16 protein-coding genes are annotated in these 22,325 nt (G+C 40.9%); 8 read left to right on the top strand and 8 right to left on the bottom strand.

The window, feature by feature from the left end:
• Nucleotides 1–84: 84 nt before the first annotated feature.
• Together FEE95_RS03965 and FEE95_RS03960 are read left to right on the top strand one after the other, a co-directional pair.
• Complete coding sequence (locus FEE95_RS03965; RefSeq protein ID WP_138656526.1) at nucleotides 85–1,701, top strand: sulfatase family protein; 1,617 nt, start codon at nucleotides 85–87, stop codon at nucleotides 1,699–1,701.
• A 12-nt stretch (nucleotides 1,702–1,713) separates the two neighbouring features.
• Nucleotides 1,714–4,737 carry a DUF6797 domain-containing protein gene (locus tag FEE95_RS03960; RefSeq protein ID WP_138656525.1) on the top strand — a complete coding sequence of 1,008 codons (3,024 nt, stop codon included), beginning with the start codon at nucleotides 1,714–1,716 and terminating at the stop codon, nucleotides 4,735–4,737.
• Between the two features lie 3 nt (nucleotides 4,738–4,740).
• Here the strand turns inward: FEE95_RS03960 and FEE95_RS03955 are convergent, their stop codons facing one another.
• From FEE95_RS03955 to FEE95_RS03945, 3 genes are all read right to left on the bottom strand, one after another.
• Nucleotides 4,741–5,865, bottom strand: a complete 1,125-nt coding sequence (locus FEE95_RS03955; RefSeq protein ID WP_138656524.1) for a ThuA domain-containing protein — start codon at nucleotides 5,863–5,865, stop codon at nucleotides 4,741–4,743.
• Nucleotides 5,866–5,927: 62 nt separating this feature from the next.
• Entirely contained in the window at nucleotides 5,928–6,767 is an 840-nt protein-coding gene (locus FEE95_RS03950; RefSeq protein ID WP_138656523.1) for a sugar phosphate isomerase/epimerase family protein, read from the bottom strand.
• Nucleotides 6,768–6,922: 155 nt separating this feature from the next.
• Entirely contained in the window at nucleotides 6,923–8,167 is a 1,245-nt protein-coding gene (locus tag FEE95_RS03945; RefSeq protein WP_138656522.1) for an MFS transporter, read from the bottom strand.
• 246 nt (nucleotides 8,168–8,413) lie between these two features.
• Here FEE95_RS03945 and FEE95_RS03940 point away from each other — a divergent pair, with 246 nt between their 5' ends.
• From FEE95_RS03940 to FEE95_RS03915, 6 genes are read left to right on the top strand one after another with little or no spacing between them, the layout of a single operon-like run.
• Nucleotides 8,414–9,463, top strand: coding sequence for a sugar phosphate isomerase/epimerase family protein (locus tag FEE95_RS03940; protein ID WP_138656521.1), 1,050 nt, complete (start codon nucleotides 8,414–8,416; stop codon nucleotides 9,461–9,463).
• Between the two features lie 24 nt (nucleotides 9,464–9,487).
• On the top strand, nucleotides 9,488–10,645 hold the full coding sequence (locus FEE95_RS03935) for a Gfo/Idh/MocA family protein (RefSeq protein ID WP_138656520.1): 1,158 nt from the start codon (nucleotides 9,488–9,490) through the stop codon (nucleotides 10,643–10,645).
• Nucleotides 10,646–10,692: 47 nt separating this feature from the next.
• Nucleotides 10,693–11,805, top strand: a complete 1,113-nt coding sequence (locus FEE95_RS03930) for a zinc-dependent alcohol dehydrogenase (protein ID WP_138656519.1) — start codon at nucleotides 10,693–10,695, stop codon at nucleotides 11,803–11,805.
• Between the two features lie 60 nt (nucleotides 11,806–11,865).
• Nucleotides 11,866–12,885, top strand: a complete 1,020-nt coding sequence (locus tag FEE95_RS03925; RefSeq protein WP_138656518.1) for an NAD-dependent epimerase/dehydratase family protein — start codon at nucleotides 11,866–11,868, stop codon at nucleotides 12,883–12,885.
• Nucleotides 12,882–13,856: a Gfo/Idh/MocA family protein gene (locus tag FEE95_RS03920; protein WP_138656517.1), complete on the top strand. Its 975-nt coding sequence runs from the start codon at nucleotides 12,882–12,884 to the stop codon at nucleotides 13,854–13,856. The genes FEE95_RS03925 and FEE95_RS03920 overlap by 4 nt, the downstream gene beginning before the upstream one ends.
• 22 nt (nucleotides 13,857–13,878) lie before the next feature.
• Nucleotides 13,879–17,049, top strand: a complete 3,171-nt coding sequence (locus tag FEE95_RS03915) for a PVC-type heme-binding CxxCH protein (RefSeq protein WP_138656516.1) — start codon at nucleotides 13,879–13,881, stop codon at nucleotides 17,047–17,049.
• Between the two features lie 8 nt (nucleotides 17,050–17,057).
• Here the strand turns inward: FEE95_RS03915 and FEE95_RS03910 are convergent, their stop codons facing one another.
• The 5 genes from FEE95_RS03910 to FEE95_RS03890 are packed head-to-tail and all read right to left on the bottom strand — an operon-like array spanning nucleotide 17,058 to nucleotide 22,273.
• Nucleotides 17,058–18,461, bottom strand: coding sequence for a sodium:solute symporter family protein (locus FEE95_RS03910; protein ID WP_138656515.1), 1,404 nt, complete (start codon nucleotides 18,459–18,461; stop codon nucleotides 17,058–17,060).
• On the bottom strand, nucleotides 18,451–18,675 hold the full coding sequence (locus tag FEE95_RS03905; protein WP_138656514.1) for a hypothetical protein: 225 nt from the start codon (nucleotides 18,673–18,675) through the stop codon (nucleotides 18,451–18,453). Before FEE95_RS03905 ends, FEE95_RS03910 begins: the two co-directional genes overlap by 11 nt.
• 3 nt (nucleotides 18,676–18,678) lie before the next feature.
• Nucleotides 18,679–19,449: a 3-ketoacyl-ACP reductase gene (locus FEE95_RS03900; protein ID WP_138656513.1), complete on the bottom strand. Its 771-nt coding sequence runs from the start codon at nucleotides 19,447–19,449 to the stop codon at nucleotides 18,679–18,681.
• The gene (locus FEE95_RS03895; protein ID WP_138656512.1) at nucleotides 19,446–20,888 is read right to left on the bottom strand and encodes an NADH:flavin oxidoreductase; all 1,443 of its coding nucleotides are present in this window, start codon (nucleotides 20,886–20,888) and stop codon (nucleotides 19,446–19,448) included. Before FEE95_RS03895 ends, FEE95_RS03900 begins: the two co-directional genes overlap by 4 nt.
• Complete coding sequence (locus FEE95_RS03890) at nucleotides 20,888–22,273, bottom strand: glycoside hydrolase family 88 protein (protein ID WP_138656511.1); 1,386 nt, start codon at nucleotides 22,271–22,273, stop codon at nucleotides 20,888–20,890. Before FEE95_RS03890 ends, FEE95_RS03895 begins: the two co-directional genes overlap by 1 nt.
• Nucleotides 22,274–22,325: the final 52 nt, after the last annotated feature.

Here is a 22,325-nt window from a genome sequence, read left to right as displayed (position 1 = left end):
TTAAACGACATCAATGTATTCAAAAGAAGAAATGAATTTATCGTTTTATAAAATTGTCCTTAAATTCATAGAAACCTTAACCCAATGTGTTTAAGACTTTATATTGTTCTAGTTTTTTTTATAGTCTTTTCGTTTGCAAGGGCTCAAGAAATCGACAACCGTCCTAATATCTTAGTGATTATGTTTGACGATGCAGGATTGGACATGAGCGCCTACGGTAGCACCTATGTAAATACTCCTGGTTTTGATGCTATTGCCAAAGATGGAGTTTTATTCAACCGAGCATATACACCAAACGCCAAATGTGCCCCTTCCAGAGCATCGGTGATAACGGGGAGAAATTCGTGGCAATTGGATGCTGCTGCAAATCATGTTATTTACTTTCCGTCGAAATTCAAAACCTATCAAGAAGCACTTTTGGAAAATGGGTATACCACGGGTCATACAGGCAAAGGGTATGGTCCCGCTTTGACTTTTGCCGCCGATGGAAGTGAAAGACAGGTTATGGGTCCAGCATTTAATGAAAAAACCTTGACCCCTCCAACAATCGGAATCGGTTCAAACGATTACAGTGCCAATTTTAAGGATTTTTTAGACAAAGCTCCGGCGGATCAGCCATGGAGTTTTTGGATAGGAACCATTGAGCCACATCGTGGCTATGAATATGGAAGTGGGGCAAAACTAGCGGGCAAGACGACTGACATGATAAAGGAATTTCCACTCTATTGGCCTGATAACGAAATTACCCGAAATGATCTACTTGATTATGCCTATGAAATAGAAGATACGGATAAGCATATACAGAAGGTTTTAAAAACCCTTGAAGAACGAAATTTATTGGAGAATACTTTGATTGTAGTAACCTCTGACCATGGTATGCCATTTCCAAGGGTTAAGGGCAACCAATATGAAAATGCAAACCATGTGCCAATGGCTATGCTATGGAAAGGAAAATCGAAGGGAAAGGTCGTTGATGATTATATCAGTTTTATTGATTTAGCGCCAACGTTTTTAGAAGCTGCTGGAGTAGATTGGGCGTCTTCTGGAATGCATCCGGCAACTGGAAAGAGTTTGATGAATATCATTACTTCCGAAAAATCGGGTCAAATTGAAACTGAGCGGGATTATGTCTTAGTGGGTAAAGAAAGGCATGACACCGGTAGACCAAATGATGTGGGCTATCCCATTAGGGGAATATACAAAGACAGTTTACTGTATTTGAAAAATTATGAAATCGACCGATGGCCCTCGGGCAATCCTGAAACGGGCTATTTGAATACAGACGGTAGTCCGACAAAAACGGAAATCTTGAATTTGCGAAGAAAAGGAACAAATAAACATTTCTGGAAATTAAACTTTGGCAAACGCGTTTCAGAAGAATTGTACGATATTAAGAATGACCCTTACTGTATAAATAATCTTGCTAATAATAGTTCACTTGAACCATTGAAGGCGCAACTGAAATCGGAAATGGAAGCGAAGCTATTAGAGCAGAATGACCTACGGATGAAAGGTTTCGGACATCTTTACGAAGCACATCCGTTTACAAGAAATAATGATTTTTACGGTCGATTTATGTCAGGTGAAGAAACTTCATCTGGTTGGGTAAACGATAGCGATTTTGAAGCGAATTACATAGATGGTGAAGGGAATACCCTTGAAAAGGTTGAAGTGGGTGCTAAGGTTATTAAGAAAGACTAGAAGACATATACCATGATGAAAGGTATTCGAAAAATCATATGGAGCCTTGGGTTTTCTTTTGTTTTCCTATGTGGTTGTCAAAGAAGTAACCAGGATACTTATTGGGACTATGAAATTGATTTTGGTGATGACCAATCTCAAGGAATTATGAGGTTAAAAAAATCAAATGATACCACTCAACTTTCTCTAGTATCTTTTGATGAGGGAACTTTTATTCTCGAAAATTTGGAGATTGATGGTGCCGAACTATCAGGTGATTTTTCGCTCTACGGAAAAGAAGCTAGCTTAGAAGGTTCTTTTGAGAAGAATAATTTTTCTGGAAATGTCAAGATTGAAGATGAGCTATTTCCCTTTACCGCTACGAAACAGTCTTCCGAACTCGTTTTAATTGATCGCTCACAAATAAAGTATATTCTTTCAGAAGATGATTTGGCGGAACTGGAAAGCAATATAGACCATACTGGACTGATTGCAAATGCTGATAGGGAGGGTTATGAGCGAGGAGAACGTATCTATAGTTCAAACTGTATTAATTGCCATGGCAATGAAGAGGTGGAAGGTTCCATTCCGCTTTCAACCAAATTCTGGGAGCAAGAATTGAAAGCTGGCAGTGATGCCTATTCCATGTACCAAACCATTAGTCGGGGTTTTGCTACAATGCCTCCACAACCAATTTTGACTCCAAAAGAAAAGTATGATGTCATTTCATATATCCGTCAGAAGTATTTAAAGGAAAAAGAAGGAGAGGCATTCATAACAAGTACCCCAGGTTATCTGGCAGGTTTACCAAAAGGAACTTCCCGTGGACCTGAAACGAAACCTTATCAGCCTTGGGCAGATATGAATTATGGAAACTTTTTCATCAACACCTATGAATTGGTAGACGAAAAAACGGGCATTGAAAGATTCCATTCACCTCGTCCCGTGCCTTATCCTGATGAAGATTATCTTAAAAACAACTTTGCCTACAAAGGTATCGCCGTACGTTTAGACGAAGGAGACGGAGGAATTTCAAAAGGGAGAGCCTGGATGATATTCGACCATGACCTCATGCGCGTCGCTGGTGGGTGGACTGGGAAAGGCTTTATAGATTGGAATGGTATTCTTTTAGATGACAAACACGAGACCTATCCACGAACTATTGGCAAACTCCATTTTGAAACTCCTGTTGGCCCTGGTTGGGCTAACCCCAAAACAGGCTCTTTTGAGGATCCAAGATTTCGAGCTAGAGACGGTCGTGCTTTTGGTCCCCTTCCAAAGAGCTGGGCTAACTATAAAGGATTGTATCATCATGACGATGCCGTTGTTATTTCCTATTCCGTGGGAAACGCGAATGTTTTAGAAAAGTTTGACCTAGAATATCATGGCAAAGACACTGTTTTTATCAGAACACTCGATATTTCTCCGTCAACATCCATGTTGAAGATGAGAGTGGCTCCTATAGACTTGAAGGTCGCTATAATAGGTCAAGGAGGCAGTTTATCGAATGAAGATGGTTTTGTGATGCTAAATGTTGAAAAGAAAAAACCCGCAAATGTAAAGCTCTATATAGCTGATGCAGATGTAGACGATTTTGCAAACCTTGCAACGTCCAAAGTGACTCCGGAAAAGCTACAGAAATATATCACAGAAACGGGTTCACGGCATTATCCAGAAATTCTAAAAAGCACAATTACAAAAGGACCTGATAAAGGTGCATTCGCAGTTGATTTGCTAACCCCTCCGTTTGACAATCCTTGGGCTAGTCGAATGAAGTTGAGCGGAATCGACTTTATGAAAGATGCAAATAAAGCCCTGGCATGTACTACGGATGGGGATATTTGGCTCATTACAGGACTAACTGATGATTCTAATGAACTTACATGGCAACGCATAGGTTCTGGTCTTTTTCAACCCCTCGGCATTAAGGTATTAAACGATGAAATCTATGTTATTTGCCGTGATCAATTGGTGGTGTTACGCGATTTTAATGGAGATAATGAAACCGATTTTTATGAGAGTTTCAACCATGACCATCAAGTTACGGACCACTTTCATGAATTTGCAATGGGACTTCAGGCCGACAATGAAGGAAATTTATATTATGCTAAGAGTGGACGTCACGCTCGGGAAGCCTTGGTGCCTCAACATGGTACGTTGTTGAAGGTTAGCAAAGATGGTTCTAAAACCGAGATTATTGCTAAGGGATTTAGAGCTGCGAATGGTGTTTGTATAAATCCCGATGGAAGTTTTTTGGTCACGGATCAGCAAGGGTTTTGGAACCCGATGAACCGAATCAATTGGGTTGATGGTAAAGGAAAATTCTACGGAAATATGTGGGGTTACGACCCGCCAAAAGATAGTACTAGAGTTGCTATGGAAGAACCCATGGTTTGGTTGGATATGGAATTCGATAGATCGCCTTCAGAATTATTGTGGGTCGATAGTGAGCAATGGGGCCCTCTTAACGGGAGCCTTTTGAGTTTTTCATATGGCTTCGGAAAGATTCAATTGGTTTTGAATGAGAAGGTAAAAGGGCAGATGCAAGGTGGTGTAATTGATCTACCAGGAATCAAATTCTTAACGGGAGTCATGCGCGGAAGGTTCAACCCAGATGACGGACAATTATATGCCTGTGGTATGTCCGCATGGGGTACCAACCAAATGCTTCGTGGTGGAGGGTTATACCGCATACGCTATACTGGAAAACCTTTAACAACTCCAATAGATTTAAAAACCACAACTTCTGGGATTACACTAAAATTTGATTCTAAGTTAGACCCCACAAATGCAATGGATATCAAGAACTATATTGTGAAAACATGGGATTTAAAAAGAAGTAGCAAATATGGTTCAGATCGCTATAACAAACAGGTTTTAGCGATAAGTCAAGTAGAATTACAAGAAGGGGGTAAATCAGTAAAGTTGTTTTTAAAAGATATTAAACCTGTTGATGTGATGTCGATTTCCTATGATATTTCCAGTATTAATGACATGTCACTAAAAGGGACGTTGCAGAGTACAATTCATAATCTAAGAGAAGACAATTCCTTATAAAACCTATTCTTCAATTGTTCCCAAACTTGAAATGGACAATTGTTTTTCAATCCAATAGGCATCATCTTTAAAACCGTATGCTGAGGGATTATAAGTTCCAACCACAGAAACGTTGGCTTTTTCGGGAACTGGTAAATCCATAGACCAAAAAACTCCGTTTACCAACAATCTTCGCACACTTTCATTGAGCATATCCGAGGCAGCGCCAATCGTTGAAGTAAAGGCTTTTCCTTTCTTGCCTCCTGGTATCTGGTAACTTTTTGTCCATGCTATGGGCATCAAAACATCATTCACTTTTAAGCCTTTGTCGTTCTCAGTGGCAAGTTCTGTATCAGTAGCTTTCATGCCAAAGAACAAATCATTTTCATCATACTCTCCTGCTCTATTTATGACCTGTCCCAAAATAATAGGATTACTATCTCCTGGAAGAGGTAAGCGTACTCCGTAAACATCAGTGGCGCCCCAGATACTGCCACTTTCTATTCCATTTGTGATAGGATGTGCCGTTGCAGTTTCCGCAATAACCCCACGTGTACTTTGATGTTTATGATGACCGTGATGTGAATCCCATTTTTCACCCAGAATCAATCGGCCAAAGCCGTCGGTCCATTCCGTTTTATCTCCTGAATAGCCGTTGCTGTAATGAGCAAAATTGGTGGTGTCAGTTTCTTTGAAGTTAAAAGCGTGAGTAGCGGTGCGCAAAGCTACCAAAGGTTTCCCCGCTGCTAAATAATCTTCAAAATGCTGCATTTGTTCGTCTGGCAATGCACGAAATCGTGTAAAGAGCACCATCATATCGGCGGTGTCAAGGGCCTCAAGTCCTGGAATGTTCTTAACGTAATTCGCATCTACGATTCCTGGTTTATCAGGATTTTGAGCAAAGAGCACGGTACATTTAAATCCGTGATGTTTTGATAGTATTTTGGCGAGCTGAGGTAATGCTTCCTCAGAACGATACTCCTCATCTCCTGAGACCAAAACGATGTGTTTGGCGTTCGAATCATTTCCTTCAAAAACTACCCAATCCGTTGGGACTTCTACTTCAGGAGTTGCAGCCACCTTCTCCGATTTATTTTCTTTACAGGCGGCGAATGCGATAAGAGCGAATAGATATATTAACTTTTTCATTGTATACTTCGTTTATTGTCATTCCCGCGTAGGCGGGAATCTCTTTTACAAACATTTTAATTTCAAATTCCCATTCCGTTCTTTATGAATTGCAACCCCTTTGTATAAATTTCTTTAGATGGCGAATAATCACGCCATACGTTTATCGCATTGGCAAATTCAGGAATGATTGTACTAAAAGCCTCAATGGTCAACCAACCATCATAGCCGATTTCCTTAATAGTAGGAAAAACATCATTCCATTGCACCTGGCCACTTCCGGGAGTACCCCGGTCATTCTCACTGATATGGATGTGTTTTAAAACAGGGGCTATGGTCTTAAGCGCTTCGGATTGACTTTTCTCTTCAATATTACTATGATGCGTATCATACATTGCCCCTAAATTCGGATGGTCCACGGCTTCTACTAAAGTTTTCAAATCGGCCATGGTATTGTAGAGGTAGCACTCGAAGCGATTAAGTGCTTCTGGACAAAGCATAACATTTGCTTCTGCCGCATATTCTGCCGCCTTTCTAAGCATTTCAGCACTTCGTTTTCTTTCATCCTGAGTAGGAGGTTGCCTTGTAAAATAAGCAAAGCTGGAATGTATAGGGCCGCAGATATTATCGGCTCCTAGCGCCTCAGCATTGTCAATGGCCCATTTGAGACGGTCAAGTCCCGCTTGACGAATGTTTTGATCCTCACTTGAAATATTCTCTTCTGGGGCAAGTCCGGTAACGGTCGTAACACCTAATCCTAAATCAGCAAAATGATTCCCTAGTTTGGTGTAATGCTCCACATCACCATCTCCCATATAGAGCTCTATACCGTCATATCCAGTTTCTTTTAGTTGGTCAACTATGGGATAGTGTTCCTCTGTAACGTGATTGGTCCAAAGAAGCATGTTCATTCCTATTTTCATTAATAGTACTTTTTATTGTCATTCCGGTGAAGACCGGAATCTCTTTAAATCAAGTTATCATTCCAATGAGAAAGATTTTCACTAATTCGTTTCATTTAAACCAAACAACCCCCTCCTGTAACAGGCAGGGGGTTGTTCTACAAATATATTTTCAATTAATGTGCAGCTGTTGCCGGTTCCGCATCATTGGTTTTTTTGTTTTTAACCCAAAAATAAAGAATAGCAAATAGCACAATCAATATGGCTGGGAAGGTAACCATCGTGCCTAATGTTGCCTGGCCAGAAACTAATTCTAATTCATCACCTGTTAATCCGTTAGCAGCAGCAGCGGCCTTATCGCTATCAATCCATCCACCAATAATCGGTTGGAAAATTGATGTTGAAAACATTCCTACGGCTCCTATAATGGACATTCCTAAGGCTCCACTCTTAGGAATTTTGTCTGCTATAAATCCAATCATATTAGGCCAAAAATAAGCTACGCCAAGTGCAAAGAAAATTGCTGCAACGTAAGCCATGCCACCTGTTTGGGTGCTGAAAAGATAAACTCCAATTGTTGCTAAAACCGCGGAACCCAAAAGTACTCCAGTTTGGTCGAATTTGTGAACCATCTCGCCACCGAAATATCTGGCAACAGCCATTATACCGGTAACAAGGGCAAGGATTATCATAGGAGATGCACCACTTTTTGATAATATCAAGCCTACCCATTGCTGTGGACCAAATTCTGAAATTGCCGTCAGGGCCATACAGGCCATCATGAATAAGAATAAAGGAGAAAACATTGCTTTTATATTTCCAGTAAGAGTAGCAGCTTCCTGAACCTTGGCCTTTGGCCATTTTTGTCCAAAGAACAAATAGGCATAAATCAAAGTAGGGATCATAATCACCCAAATTTGCGATTGCCAACTCATTCCTGCATCGGTCATGAATTTAGATACTAAACTTCCAATAACAATACCACCAGGAAACCACATATGAAAACGATTCATCATTTTACTCATTCTATTACCCTCATAGGCGTCTGCAATCATTGGATTACAAGCTGCTTCGGTACATCCATTTCCTAGTCCAATGAGAAGCGTAGATATTAATAAACCTGTATAACTTCCAGCATAGATGGTCATGATAATTCCAATGGCATGGGCAAAAAATGCAAATTGCATAATGGCTTTTCCACCTACTTTGTGATAAATCAGTCCCCCAATTACCATTGAAATAGGAAAACCTAAAAACCACATCGAGTTGATAAAACCAAGTTGCTCACCAGATAGACTTAATTCCTCTCCCAATTGAGGAAGGATTCCTGCACGAATACTGAATGATAAAGCCGTAGTAATCAATGCAAAACAACTACCGTAAAAGAGTCTATTAGCATTCGAAGAAGTGTTTGTTTCCATAATTTGAAAATGTTAGTTTGTATTGATTAGAATTTGTGGTTGTAGTGTTATTTGAGTCTATAAGTTTACTTACTTTTTTGCTATTATCATAATTAATTTGCCCAAGTCTTGTTGGTTTGTCACAAAATAACCATCTGTTTTATAAAACCAACAGTTTTTATCGGTGATAATAATCGAATTTTAATTAAATTAGTTCACTTTGTGCACGTACACAAAAGTAATTGGAACATCTAAAATATATGCAAAATGCAAAATAACAACTATCCTAAACTGCATAACGCTTCATGGCCGGGAGTAGTAGGAAAAGGCCCAGATTCCGAACCGCCAATTGATTTGGACACTATGTTGGATTTAACCTCAAAAGCTGAGGTTAATGGTCAAAAGTTCGATGGTATCGATTTGTTTTTAGCTGATCCCCATGTCAGTATTGATTCCTCTGATGATGATTTAAAACGTTTGGCAGATAAGTTTAGCTCCTATAATTTGGAAATTGGAAGTTTTGTAGCCCCTGTTTGGGCAGGTACTGGTGGTGGTTCTGCCATGGGTTCTTCTGAAGACCGACAAAATTTTGTTACTCAGGTGCGAAAGGCTTGTGCCATAGGAAAAAAATTGAGGGAAATGGGCATCAGACCCAATGGAGTTGTTCGAATAGATTCCTCCGTAGACCCTGAAAGTTGGGCGAAAGACGAAGTTGGAAACACAAAATTGATTGCACAAACCTTTCGCGAAGCTTGTGATGTTGCCGCTGATTATGGAGAATCCTTAGCTGCCGAAGGTGAAATTTGTTGGGGGGGCATGCACGGTTGGAAATCAATGCTCAATACGCTGGAGGCAGTAGACCGACCAAATATCGGATTTCAAGCCGACATGGCACATACATTATTGTATCTATTAGGGTACAATAAAGAGGATGAGCGCATTTTGCCTCAAGATTTCGATTGGAAAGATAGAGCTACTTTAACTGAAGGCCTAAAAACCTTGACGGCTTCTCTACGACCATGGACCATCGATTTTCACGTGGCACAAAATGACGGAACAGTCTTCGGTTCCGGCGACCATGATAAAACAGGAAGACACTGTCAAGCCACCGACCCTAATGGTAAATTGGATATTGCGATAGATGCAGGTCATTGGCTTCGCGATGAAAATGGAATTTTGACTAAAAAGTTCAAACATATCTGTTGGGATGGTTGCATGTTTCCTAACGATGTAATGATGGAATCCAAAACTTGGAATGATGTTCTAGGCGCAATGATAAAAGTTCGTGAACTACACGGATGGTATGAGGCTGAATAAATTTTTGAATAACCAGACACTATTATGAGTAACAAAAAAGAATTAAGAATTGGTTTGGTAGGCTACGGATTTATGGGTCGAACGCATTCCAATGCCTACAAAAGAGTTGGAGACTTTTTCCCCGAATTAAAGTACAAACCTGTTTTAAAAGCAGTTTGTGCGAGAAATGAGGAACGCGTCAAAGCATTTGCGGAGCAATGGGGATATGAGTCCATCGAAACAGATTGGAAAAAACTAGTTGAGCGTGATGATATTGATGCCATTGATATTTGTACCCCGAATAATATGCATGCTGAGATTGCAATTGCAGCCGCAGAAGCAGGGAAAATGGTGCTTTGTGAGAAGCCTTTGGCGAGAACTGTCGCTGAAGCACAACCGATGGTAGATGCCATTGAAAAAGCTGGGGTGCCAAATACGGTTTACTTTAATTATAGACGAATTCCAGCCGTGACTTTGGCAAAACAACTTATAGATGCTGGAAAGTTGGGTAAGATATTTCACTTCCGTTCGAATTTTTTACAAGATTGGACGATTAGTCCAGAACTTCCCCAAGGTGGCGAAGGACTTTGGCGATTGGACAATGATGCAGCAGGTTCTGGAGTAACAGGAGATTTATTGGCGCACTGTATCGATACGGCCATGTGGTTGAACGGAGGTATCAAAAATGTTTCCGCGATGACTGAAACTTTTATAAAAGAAAGAGTTCATACCGGAACAGGAGAGAAACAAAAAGTGGGAATCGATGATGCCTGTATCTTCCATTGTCATTTTGATAACGGTTCTTTAGGATTGTTTGAATCGACTCGATATGCACGAGGCCATAAAGCCCTATTTACTTTTGAAATCAATGGTGAGCATGCTTCTATCAAATGGAATTTACACGATTTAACTCGCTTAGAATATTTCGACCATAGAGACGAATCCATAGAACGAGGATGGCGCTCCATTCATGTAACAGACGGCGACCAGCCTTATATGGATAAATGGTGGGTACCTGGATTATCTATAGGTTATGAGCACAGTTTTGTGCATCAAATAGCAGATTTCTTAAAGAATTTAGGAGAAGGCAAGCCATGTTCTCCAACTTTCCGAGAAGCACAAGAAACCCAGAAAGTCTGCGAGGCAGTGCTAGAATCTGCCAAATCAAAAAGTTGGAAAGATACCGGAGTGAGTTGGCAGTAAGCAGTATTGACTATCAACCGACAACGAACAACTATCAACGAAATTAAATGAGTGAAAAAATAAAAGGCTTTTGCCTTCAAGGCAAAGAAAAAATATATCCAAATTCAGGGGTATCGGTAACGAGCAATACAGCCGTCATCGATATGGAAATTCCCGAATTAAAAGAGGGAGAAATTCTTGCCAAAACTTTATATACCGGAATATGTGGTTCCGACAATAGCGCGTCCATAGGAAAGGCAAATTTTGACTGGGTACAAAGACCTAGGGTAATCGGCCATGAATTTAGTGCAGAAGTTTTAGAATTGGGCCCAGGAGACCACGGTGATGTTAAGGTCGGGGATGTATTTACCCCTTTGGCTATGTTAGGATGTCAAAACGAAGAATGTCCGGCCTGCAGTGTTGCCAAATGGAACCTTTGTCCGCAAAAACAAATCATAGGGTTTCATAGAAATGGAGGGTTTGGCCAACGCGTAGTTCTCGAATCGGACCGGGTTGTCCCCTTAATGGAAGGTTTAACTCCGGCGCAAGGAGCTTTGGTAGAACCACTATCTATTATTACAAATGCACTTTATAACAAATGTGATATCAAACCAGGACAGGATGTGATTGTAACAGGATGCGGAATTATAGGCTTGATGTCCGCAGAAGTTGCTCGAGCATCCGGAGCCAGAGTTGCCGTTACAGGAATTGCCCACGACCGGGATATTCGACTGAAAAAGGCAAAAGAAAGAGGTTTTATAACCTTGGAAGTCTCTCCAGAGAATACTATGACTTCCCAATTGCAAAAAGGAGTTACGGATGTAAATGGAGTACCTTTCGGAAGTAACGGTAAAGTGGATTTGCTAATTGAATGTTCAGGCGTCCCTGCGGTACTTACAGAGGCAATTGATGTGGTTCGACCCGAAGGTGATATTTGTGTGATTGCGACTTATGGACAAGATGTTTCAATAAATGCAACACATTTGACCCGGACTTCCATGAACATGAGAGGTTCTATGGGGTCTTGTCGTGATGATTATATGTCGGCAATGAAATTGATGGTTACGGGTGTATTCCCCGCCGAACACTATACCAATCTTTATGATTTTGAAGATGTAACCCGAGCCTTTGAGGATTCTATCAAAGCACAAAATATGAAGGCGGTAGTAAAAATGAACTAAAATATTCCCCCTTTTGAAGTGGGCAGGGGGATGCTTTTCCTTACTCTAAATAGAAATTTAATGCATAAAATTTTCATCACCGGAGGCACAGGTTGCATAGGCTCGGTAACTATTTATAAATTATTACAATCTGCAGAAGTTGGCAAAATAGTTATTGCCACACGCTCCAACAATGCAGAGCCTTTAAAACTATGGCTTGGGGAAGACTTAGATCCTCGTTTGGAATTTATAACTCTTGATGTTTCCAACTATTCTGAAATCAAACGGGTATTGCTTGAAGTAAACCCAACCCATATTATTCACTTAGGGGCCTATCAAAGTCCTGATTGTTCTCGCAATCATATCGGCGGCATGGAAATCAATACCGGAGGCACTATGGCCTTATTCGATGCAGCCGAGAAACTTCAGAATTTACAGCGATTCGTATTTGCAAGTTCCGGGGCGGTATATGGAATGCGGTCGATGTATCCGCAAGAAATTATTCCCGAGGATGTACCCTTGGCACCTCCCAATCATTACGGAATTTGGAAACTGGCCGGAGAACATCTAGCACGTTTCTTTTACGATAATACCAAAGTCCCAACCGTTTGTTTGCGAATCAATACTACCTATGGCAAAGGAAGGGACAAAGGAAAAACATCTGCTCCCACAAATGCCTTAAAAGCGATTGCTATGGGAACTGTTTCCGGGGAGCTATTGCCTTTTGAAATGCCTTATCAAGGCAGAGAGAACTACCATTTTGTGGAAGATGTAGGAGCTCAATTTGCGGCTGTTACTTTACAGTCGTATGAAGGGTTCGGTGCTTTTAATATTCAAGGGGAAACAATTCCGATAAAATCATTTTTAGAACTAGCAGCGTATCAAGCTAAAGAATTGGGTATGGGTGATTTTGCTTCCTTGTCCATTGTAAACAATGCACCGCCGAATCTTTTTATCTGTGATTTGGACCATAGAAAAATAGCAAGTACTTTCAACAATCTTCGGCTTACTGAAATTTCGGAAGGTATTCGCAAATCACTTTTAGAATTTAAAAAAATGGCCGAAAAAGGAACATTGGAATACTCAACGCCAGCCTCATGAAGACCTTGGGAATAGCATTTATTGGAGCAGGTGACATTGCCAATTTACACGCAGAGGCAATCAATGACTTGCCTGGTGCTGAATTAATCGGTTTATGGAATCGTACTCCTGAAAAGGGAGTTGCCAAGGCAAAACAATATAGGTGCTCAAGTTATACATCGGTCGACGAATTGTTAAATGACCCAAAAGTAGATGCGGTTTTTGTGCTTACCAATATGGAAACACATTGCGAATACACGGTCAGAGCGGCACAAGCAGGAAAACATATTTTAGTTGAAAAACCAGCTGCTTCTAGCATTGCTGAGTTGGAAAAAATGAACGATGCGGTTCAAAAAGCAGGCGTGAAATGTATGCCAGTGCACAACTATATTTATGAGCCAGGTATTGAGCGTTCTAAAGTTATGATTCAAGATGGAAAGCTTGGGGATATTGTCCAGTTTTACATGATGTACAATATTCATCATGCCGATGAGATTCGGGCAAGGTATCCTGGTGTAATTCGGCAGATTTTGACGCACCACAGTTATACGATGTTGTATTTAGCCGGTGAACCAAAAACGGTTTCCTGTTTGATGAATACGGTGGATGATACGATTGCTCCCCAAGAAAATATTGCCATGGCAAATATTCAAATGCAGAATGGAACCCTAAGTCATCTCTGTGCCAGTTTTGCTAATGACGACCATGCTGGCGACCCTTGGACCTGTATCATTAAAGTAATCGGAACAAAGGGAAGTACCCGTTACAGTTATCGTGATTTTGTAATCAACGATAGAAATGGGGCACATTCGCAAACCTATCAGAATTACCCTGAGTCAATAAAAAATACGGCTACTCATTTTATAAATCGGGTAGTAAGAGTCGGCGAAGAACCACTATCAAGTTTGCAGGACGCAATTACTTGTCAGGAAATAATCGAAGCTTGTGAAAAGTCGGTTAAGGAAGGTGTTCATGTTCAATTGAATACTTAGAAAATCTTTTATACTGGAAAGAATGGGAATTAATATAAATCGAATTGCAACAAAATGGTTTCTTACTATTGGCATCCTGATACTGGTTGCAAGTTGTGGTGAAAAGGATTCAAATAAACTACCGATTCAAAAGGATTCCCATATTGTTTTGATTGGAAACAATTTAGCATCACGGATGCTGAATTTTGGTCATTTTGAAACTGAAATGCATTTGAGATATCCGGATAGTACCTTGTTCATTCGGAATATGGCTGATCCCGCAAACACACCTGGTTTTCGACCGCATTCTTCTAGGAATTCCCCTTGGGCATTTCCGGGAGCTGAAAAGTTTCAAACTGAACTTGCCAATAAATCAGGAAGCATAGGTCATTTTCCAACGGAGGATGAATGGCTAACCGATTTAAAAGCAGACGTGATTATTGCTTTTTTTGGCTATAGCGAATCCTTTGAAGGAGAAGCGGGTTTACAGAATTACAAGAATGAGTTACATGCCTTTATTGAGCATACAAAGAGTCAAAAATATAACAGTGTTGAAGCCCCTCAACTTGCCTTGGTTTCACCCATTGCTTTCGAAGATTTATCCGTGAAAATGGACTTGCCAGACGGGAAAAAAGAAAATAAAAACTTGGGGTTGTATACGCAAGCGATGAAAGAAGTCGCTGCAAAGGATAGTGTGCTATTTGTTGACGCCTTTGATACCACTACAAAATGGTTTGCTTCTGAATCTGAGGATTTAACTGCGGATGGTTTTCAATTGAACGATTTAGGCTACCAGAAATTCGGCAAGTTTTTGGCGGATGCAGTTTTCGGTGAAACTGATGAAGAAGCTGCCGAAAATCGAAAATTGGTTCATGAAGCCGTCATGGAGAAAAACTGGTTCTGGCATAATGAGATAAAATTGCCTAACGGTGTGCATGCTTGGGGTAGAAGATATGACCCTTTTGGTCCTGACAACTATCCTTTTGAAAAAGAGAAGATTCGCCAAATGACTGAAATTCGTGATGCGGCCATATGGGAAGCTACTCAAGGAAAAACCTTGGATTTGGCTGCCGCCGATGCAAAAACCAGGGAACTTCCTCCCGTAAAAACCAATTACAACAAAGGCCAAGGCGATGCGTCGGAAGGGTATTTATATGGTGATGAAGCTTTGAATAGAATAAAGGTTCCTGAGGGTTATAAGTTGGAATTGTTTGCTTCGGAAAAGGAGTTCCCTGATTTGGCGAATCCTGTTCAAATGTCGTTTGATAACAAAGGAAGACTTTGGGTAGGGGTTATGCCCACCTATCCACATTATTTACCCGGAGATAGTAAGCCCAATGATAAATTAATCATCCTTGAGGATACCGATAATGATGGCAAAGCTGACAAGCAAACAACCTTTGTAGATGACCTGCATTTGACTATCGGTTTTGAATTTGCACCTGAGGGAGTTTATGTATCCCAGGGAACGAACTTGGTCTTATTAAAAGATACCGACGGAGATGATAAAGCAGACGAAACTGAAATCATTCTAAGTGGTTTTGATGATCATGACACACATCACACCGCGGGTGCATTTGTAGCGGATCCATCCGGAGCAATTTATATGGGAGAAGGTGTTTTTCTTCATACCAATGTGGAAACAGCGTACGGTCCCGTTCGTGCAACCAACGGAGGTTTTTATCGTTACAGTCCGCAAAGACATCATTTGGAACGAACGGCACAATTACCAATTCCAAATCCTTGGGGAATCGCTTTTGACGAATGGGGGCAAAATTTCTTTGCACATACCTCAGGTCCTGATATGACCTGGATGATGCCGGGGTCTATTAAGCCTCGCTATGGACAATCATCCCCATTGCCCAAAAATTTAATCGAGGATGCACATAGAGTTCGGCCAACTTCTGGCTTGGAATTCGTTTCAAGCCGCCACTTTCCTGATGAGGTTCAAGGTGATTTAATTATTCACAACACGATAGGTTTCTTGGGAACCAAACAACATACAATGGTCGATGATCCGAATAGTTCTGGATATGTCAGTAAACATCGTCAAGATTTAGTGGTGTCGAGTGATACAAAATTCCGTCCTGTTGATATGGAATTTGCTCCCGATGGATCGCTGTATTTTGTTGATTGGCATAATGTACTCGTAGGTCATATGCAGCATAATGCCCGTGACCCTTTGCGTGATCATGAGCATGGAAGAATTTATCGAATTACGTATCCATCTAGGCCTTTGGTAGAGCCGGCCAAAATTGTTGATGCCAGTATCGACGAACTATTGGATAATTTGAAACTTCCCGAATATAGGTCACGCTATCGTACTAAAAGAGAGTTACGGGCCAGGGATTCAGAAGGGGTATTAGCTAAGTTGAAAGTTTGGGTTAGGGCTTTGGATAAAAATGATTCTAGATATGAGCATCATGTTTTAGAGGCTCTATGGGTAAGTTGGGGATTAAACAAAGTCGATGCGGAATTGTTAAATCAAATGTTGGCCGCTAAAGATTTTAGAGCAAGAGCCTCCGCTGTAAAAGTTCTCCGCTATTCAGGACATCAGATTGCCAATCAGGCGGAGTTGTTGATGGCCGCTGTCAAGGATGAAAACCCAAGAGTTCGGCTTGAAGCATTTGTTGCTGCTTCATGGTTAGATAAAGAGGTAGGCTTGCCCATACTAGAAACCGCTAGTGAAATGCCTCTGGATAAATGGATGGAAAAACCGATGGAAGCTGCATTGGCACATATTCAAGATGTGAATATCAATCAGGATCCGGAAACCAAAGGAACCAAGACCGATTTAGAGGGTGCCGAAAAAGAACTCTTTGTAATGGGCGAGGAAATTTACAATCGCGAAGGCTTTTGCATCACTTGTCATCAACCTGATGGCAAAGGTTTAAGTGCCTCTCAATTTCCTCCCTTGGCAAAATCACCATGGGTTACTGGAAGTGAAGAACGCTTAATAAAATTAACGTTACACGGACTAATGGGTCCATTGGAACTGATGGGCAAAACCTATCCAGGTCAGGTGCCAATGACTCCTTATGGTGGTATGCTGAATGACAAAGAAATAGCTGCTGTCTTGACTTTTGTGAGGAATGCGCATGGTAATAAGGCAAATCCAATTTCACCTGAAAAGGTCAAAGAGGTGAGAGAGGCAACAAAAGACAAAGAAGGTTTCTATACGCCTGCAGAATTACTGGAAACACATCCTATGTAGTAATGTTATTATTCCGTTTTCTGTTTAGACATGACTAAGACTTCAATTAGGACCGAAATCGCCAAACCAATAAATAATAACATTTCCATTTGAAGGCTACCAATGCTAACCGGGATGATTCCAATTTTGGCTAGGATAAAAGAGAGTAAAGCCACTAAGGTGACTATTGGCATTAAACGAGAAAGTTTCTTCGAACTTAAAATACCCACAAGAATCATTGGGGCCATCATCGCAGTTCCGGTAAAACTTGTTCTAGCCAATAGGACTAAATGCTCTGTGCTGACTATGGAAAAAATCAGGGCTAGTACAGCAAAAACCAAGATAAAAATACGAGTGATTGAAACCGCTTTTTTGTCATCCAAAGATAATAGGGAGCGCAACTCTGAACCCAAAGCGAATATCTGGGAATCTGAAGTAGAGATTGCTGCGGCTATTAAACCAACTAACCCTAAAGCGGCAATGCTCGAGCCTTGGTCATAGAGTAAAACATGACCTATGAAATCTTGGGTAGTGGCCTCAGGGTATAAAACGGCGCCATACATTCCCATAAATAAAGTGGGTAGTATGATGAAAATAGCGACCAATCCTAAACCAATGGCCATTCGTCGCAACGAGGCACTACTTTTCATAATGACAACCCGTGTTGAAATTTGCGGTTGGGTAAATGGCAAACAAATAATGGCAATAGCGGAAATAATAAGAAATTGGGGCGTAAAAAGTCCTTTAGGTCCCGGCACAGAAAGCAATTCTGCATTTACGGATTTTACTTTAGCGAACATCGATTCTATACCGCCGAAATGGTCAATGCAATTATAACCGATAATCCAAATCATTATGAAAAGAAGAATTCCTTGAAGGGTATCGTTGTACATAATAGCTCGCAACCCACCTGTTTCGCTATAAATAACCATGATAAGTACGATGATGGAACTCCATATCCAAACGGGAATCGTATCTGGAAAAGCCGCATTCAAAAAAATAGAAATACCACTAATCTGAACTGCGATATACGGTATCAAAAAAACCACTGCCCCACCAAAAGCAACATATCCGGCCATTTTACTACCATAGGTGCTTTTCATGAGTCCCGACATCCCTTTAAAATCTAGACGTCTGGCTTTTTTTCTCAATAATTCACCTACTCGGATTAATCCGTAGACCATAAAAGCATCTGAAACGGCCAAAAAAATCCAAGCTCCAATACCATGCGTTCTAAAAAAATCAGGCATTCCTACCACGGTAAAAGCACTAAACAAAGTAGCTGCGGTTGTAAAAAGTCCAATGACCGCTCCTATATTACCACCACCCAATAAATAGTTTGAAGTTGTTTTTTCCTTGACACGAGTAAGTCGTAGCAAGAAAACTAGTATCGCTAGGTAAATGACAGCCGCAATGATAAATTTAGTCAGCATGCTTCTTTTCTTTATTTACGAGGGATACCAAATATGCCAAAACAACAAAAAGTACACTTATCAAAAAACTCGACCAAAGCGTAAATGGAATACCATACCAACTTGGATTTGATTCATTCACAGGAATGACCAGAGGGCTGAATGTCGCGATGACCAAGCCAATGGCTATTAAATCCAAAATGAGTAAAAGTCGTGTGCGTTTTGAACTTTTCATATTTTAAAATCTAAGAAGTGATAGACCACCGTCAATGGTAAAAACCTGCCCCGTTGCGTAGGGAATTTTATTTTCAACAATTGCGCCTACCACTTTGCCCACATCTTCGGGAAATCCCAAACGTGGCTCTATTGTGAGCCCTTGAGTAACTTGTTTTTCATATTTTTCCTGAACTGCCGTGGTCATATCTGTCTTAATAACTCCAGGCTGTACTTCATATACAGGAATGTCGTGCTCCCCTAGTTTTACGGCGAACAATTTGGTCATCATACTCATACCCGCTTTGGAAATACAGTATTCTCCCCGATTTGGCGAGGCCATAATTGCACTTACCGAAGAAATATTGATGATACTCCCTTGAAAATCCGAATCGTTTGCCTTTTGTGAAGCCATATGCTTTGCTACCATTTGGGTCAGGAAAAATGGCCCTCTGAGATTTATATTCATCAAGCGGTCATAACTCTCTTCTGAAACATCAAGCAGGTCTGCTCTATTTTTAGGAGCGACCCCAGCATTATTTACGAGCACATTGATGGACTTGAATTCATCCAGAACTCCTTGGATAATCTTACTTCTATCACCTGCAGAAGAAACATCACCCTGACAATAAATTGCCTTAGTTCCTGATTGCCTGAGCATATCTAGTGTTTCCTTTACTTCGTCTTCGGGCCGAACCCCGTTAATGGCCAAATTGCAACCTAAGGCAGCCAATTCTTTTGCGATGCCTAGGCCTATTCCGCGAGACCCTCCGGTAATCAAGACATTTTTTTTCATAGTCGTGCCTCTTTTTTATATGCTTTCAATTCTGCGGCCTCAGGCATTTTTTTGTAATAGGAATCCAATGGAAAACAACCTGAAATCATTCCTATTCTAGGAGCTGTGGTACAGTCAGAAAATGTTCTACAAATACTTCCTCGAACCAACTGATTACCTTTCAATATATCATCAGGCATTTCAGGGTAACTCAATACCATACGTCCTAAACCAATGAAGTCCGCTCCATTTTCATCAATAACCGCCTCGGCAACATTCGGAAGCCACTCTTGAAGATAGGAATAAGCAGAACCAACTATCACAAGTTTTGGAAACTTCTTTTTGACTTTATCCGTAATTTGAATCTGTCTGGCAACACCTACCAATGGATCTTCAGGAGGAAGATAACCATCAGATGGTGGAAAAATGGCAGGGCGCTGTATATGTGGCACATAGTAAGGGCTTCCTGCTGTGATGCATACCAATTCAATACCTAAGTCCTCAAAATAACCTAGCATTTCAAAGACTTCGGAGATATCTATACCTGTTCCTTTGGTATCTCCTCCAAATGCTTCAGTATACGCATGGTTTACTTCTTCGGGAATTCCAATATTAGATTCATTTTTCTTGTAGGGAATAAAATCGAATGCACTCAATCGCACTGCCACAGGAATATTACTGGTAGCTCGAATACCTTCAACAACTGAAGTTAAAAAACGCATTCTATTTTTAAGCGAACCACCATACTTGCCTTCCCTTGTCTTGGCACTTAGAAATTCGTGCCCTAAATAGCCATGGCAATGCTTGACATCTACAAATTGGAATCCTGCTTCTTTTGCAAGACTTGCTGCTTTCACGAAATCATCGACTAACTGGTCGATTTCTGCATCGGTCATCAGCTTATGGTCTTCAGGGAGATTGAATTTTTTGTCAAGTAAAGAGTGACGATATAGGGTTTTTGGTTTTCGAATCCGGTCACGATCTGGAATTGCGAATCTTCCCGAATGAGTCAATTGTAATCCTATTAATAAGTCAGAAGTTGCCCCGAACTTCTTTTCATGATCAGAGACCAAATCAGCATACAAATCCTTAAAAGCCTGCAGATTTTGCTCATTAATCATGAGTTGATTCGGATTGGCCCTTCCATCAGGGCAAACAGCAACCGCTTCACAGCCCCATAATAACTTGGCTCCACTAATGGCGAAATTATGCCATCTTCTTTTTGTGTTTTCGGTTGGGAGACCATCGGTTGTGCCATCCCAGCCTTCCATAGGAAGAATACAAAATCGATTTCCAATAATCTGACCAGATTTTAGTTGAAAAGATTGTCCCAAACTAGATTTCCCAGGTGCACTTAAATGTTCTTTAAATGGCAAATCGGTTCCAATGGCTGATAGATGTTCTGTAAAATCCGTGGCAGATTTCAATTGAGCAACACGAGTGATTTTTTGTTTGGCCATTACTTAGATGCTATGCCTTTAAAAAAAGTATAATAAGATTCCTCTTTGATGACTTCATTTAAATAATGCGCCAATTCCCTAGCGTGATAATCACCCCACATGCAAGCTTCTCCGTTTGGAATCTTGCTATTTTCTGGGATATGGTCCCAGCCGTTGGGGCGATGATAGATGCTATGTAGAATTAAGCCTTGATGTTTCGTATCAGAGCTTAAATAGGGTTCATCGAACAATGTATTTGCTACGGTAAGTCCTGCAGCCCAATATTTATCGGCTTCGGCAGAACTATCTTTTTTGAGATAGTTGCCCAAACGTAATAAGCCTTGCGCTCCAATTGCTGCTGCCGAACTATCAATAGGTTCGAAGTCGTTGAATGGGTCTGACTTTTCTTTTTGCCAATTCGGTAAATGAACTAAGCCTGGGGCACCGGTGTCCCAATAGGGAATTCCGTCAACAGTGGTATGATCTATATAAAAATCACATGTAGCTTTTGCAGCCTTAAGAAAGACTTTTTCTAAATGCGCCTTGCCTCCCAATTCTTCAAATTCGGGCAAACTGTCTTGGCTTTGTAAAAACTCAAGTTGCTCCGTAAACCCAAGCATGGCCCATGCTAATCCACGAGTCCAAGTTGAGAAACCGCTGTAGCCTTGTTGGGTGGAAGGGGAGCGGAAATTCCCATCGTTGGTATTAAAAATAGCCTCGTGGGCGGTACGTCCCCAAATATCATAACTATCGCGGCCTTCCCCATAATACACTGAATACTTTGCGGTTGCCAAGGCATGCTGATAAGCACGTTTCAACAAACTTATTTTGATATCATTTTCTCCGGAAGAATGATGACCTAGTAAGTGACCCGCAACCATAATTCGAATTGTGCGAACTGTATCTACGAATAAAGAATGTGGACCGTTAAAGGAATAAATAAACCCTCCTTCAGGTATGGAAGTCCAGCGTTGGGCTTGAACAGATGCGGAAAGTTGCAATGCTAAAACACAGTAATTCTCCAGCCATGAATCTTTAGGGATTTTTCCTTCGTTCATTAGTCTAAGCAGATTCCCATAGGTGCTTAAATTATTGAAACCGTGGTCATGAACGCCAAAATGGCTCACATGAGAGGTCATTTTGCTTTTAATGTTGTCTATTGCCAAGTCAAGAAAATATGAATCGCCCGTCGCATTGTATTGGAACAATTCGGAGCCAAATTGAAAACCTTGTGTCCAATCGGTCCAGCTTCTCGGTTTATAGGTTCCATTGACGGTAACCACTGGCGAACCTTCAGCCCCTTTCAAAGAGGAAGTCATGCTTTTGAGCTTACCCCCTGACAAAGACCATAAGTTGTCAATTTTGTTGATTAGATGCTCTGGTTTGAGCTGAGAATTTAAGTTCATATGTGGTTGGTTGACGTATGTAAATCAATACGTTTTTAAGGATAAAACGATT

The sequence above is a fragment of the Maribacter algarum (ex Zhang et al. 2020) genome (assembly GCF_005885635.1).
GTDB classification, from domain to species: domain Bacteria; phylum Bacteroidota; class Bacteroidia; order Flavobacteriales; family Flavobacteriaceae; genus Maribacter_C; species Maribacter_C algarum.
This window is presented reverse-complemented; position numbering and strand designations above follow the sequence as displayed.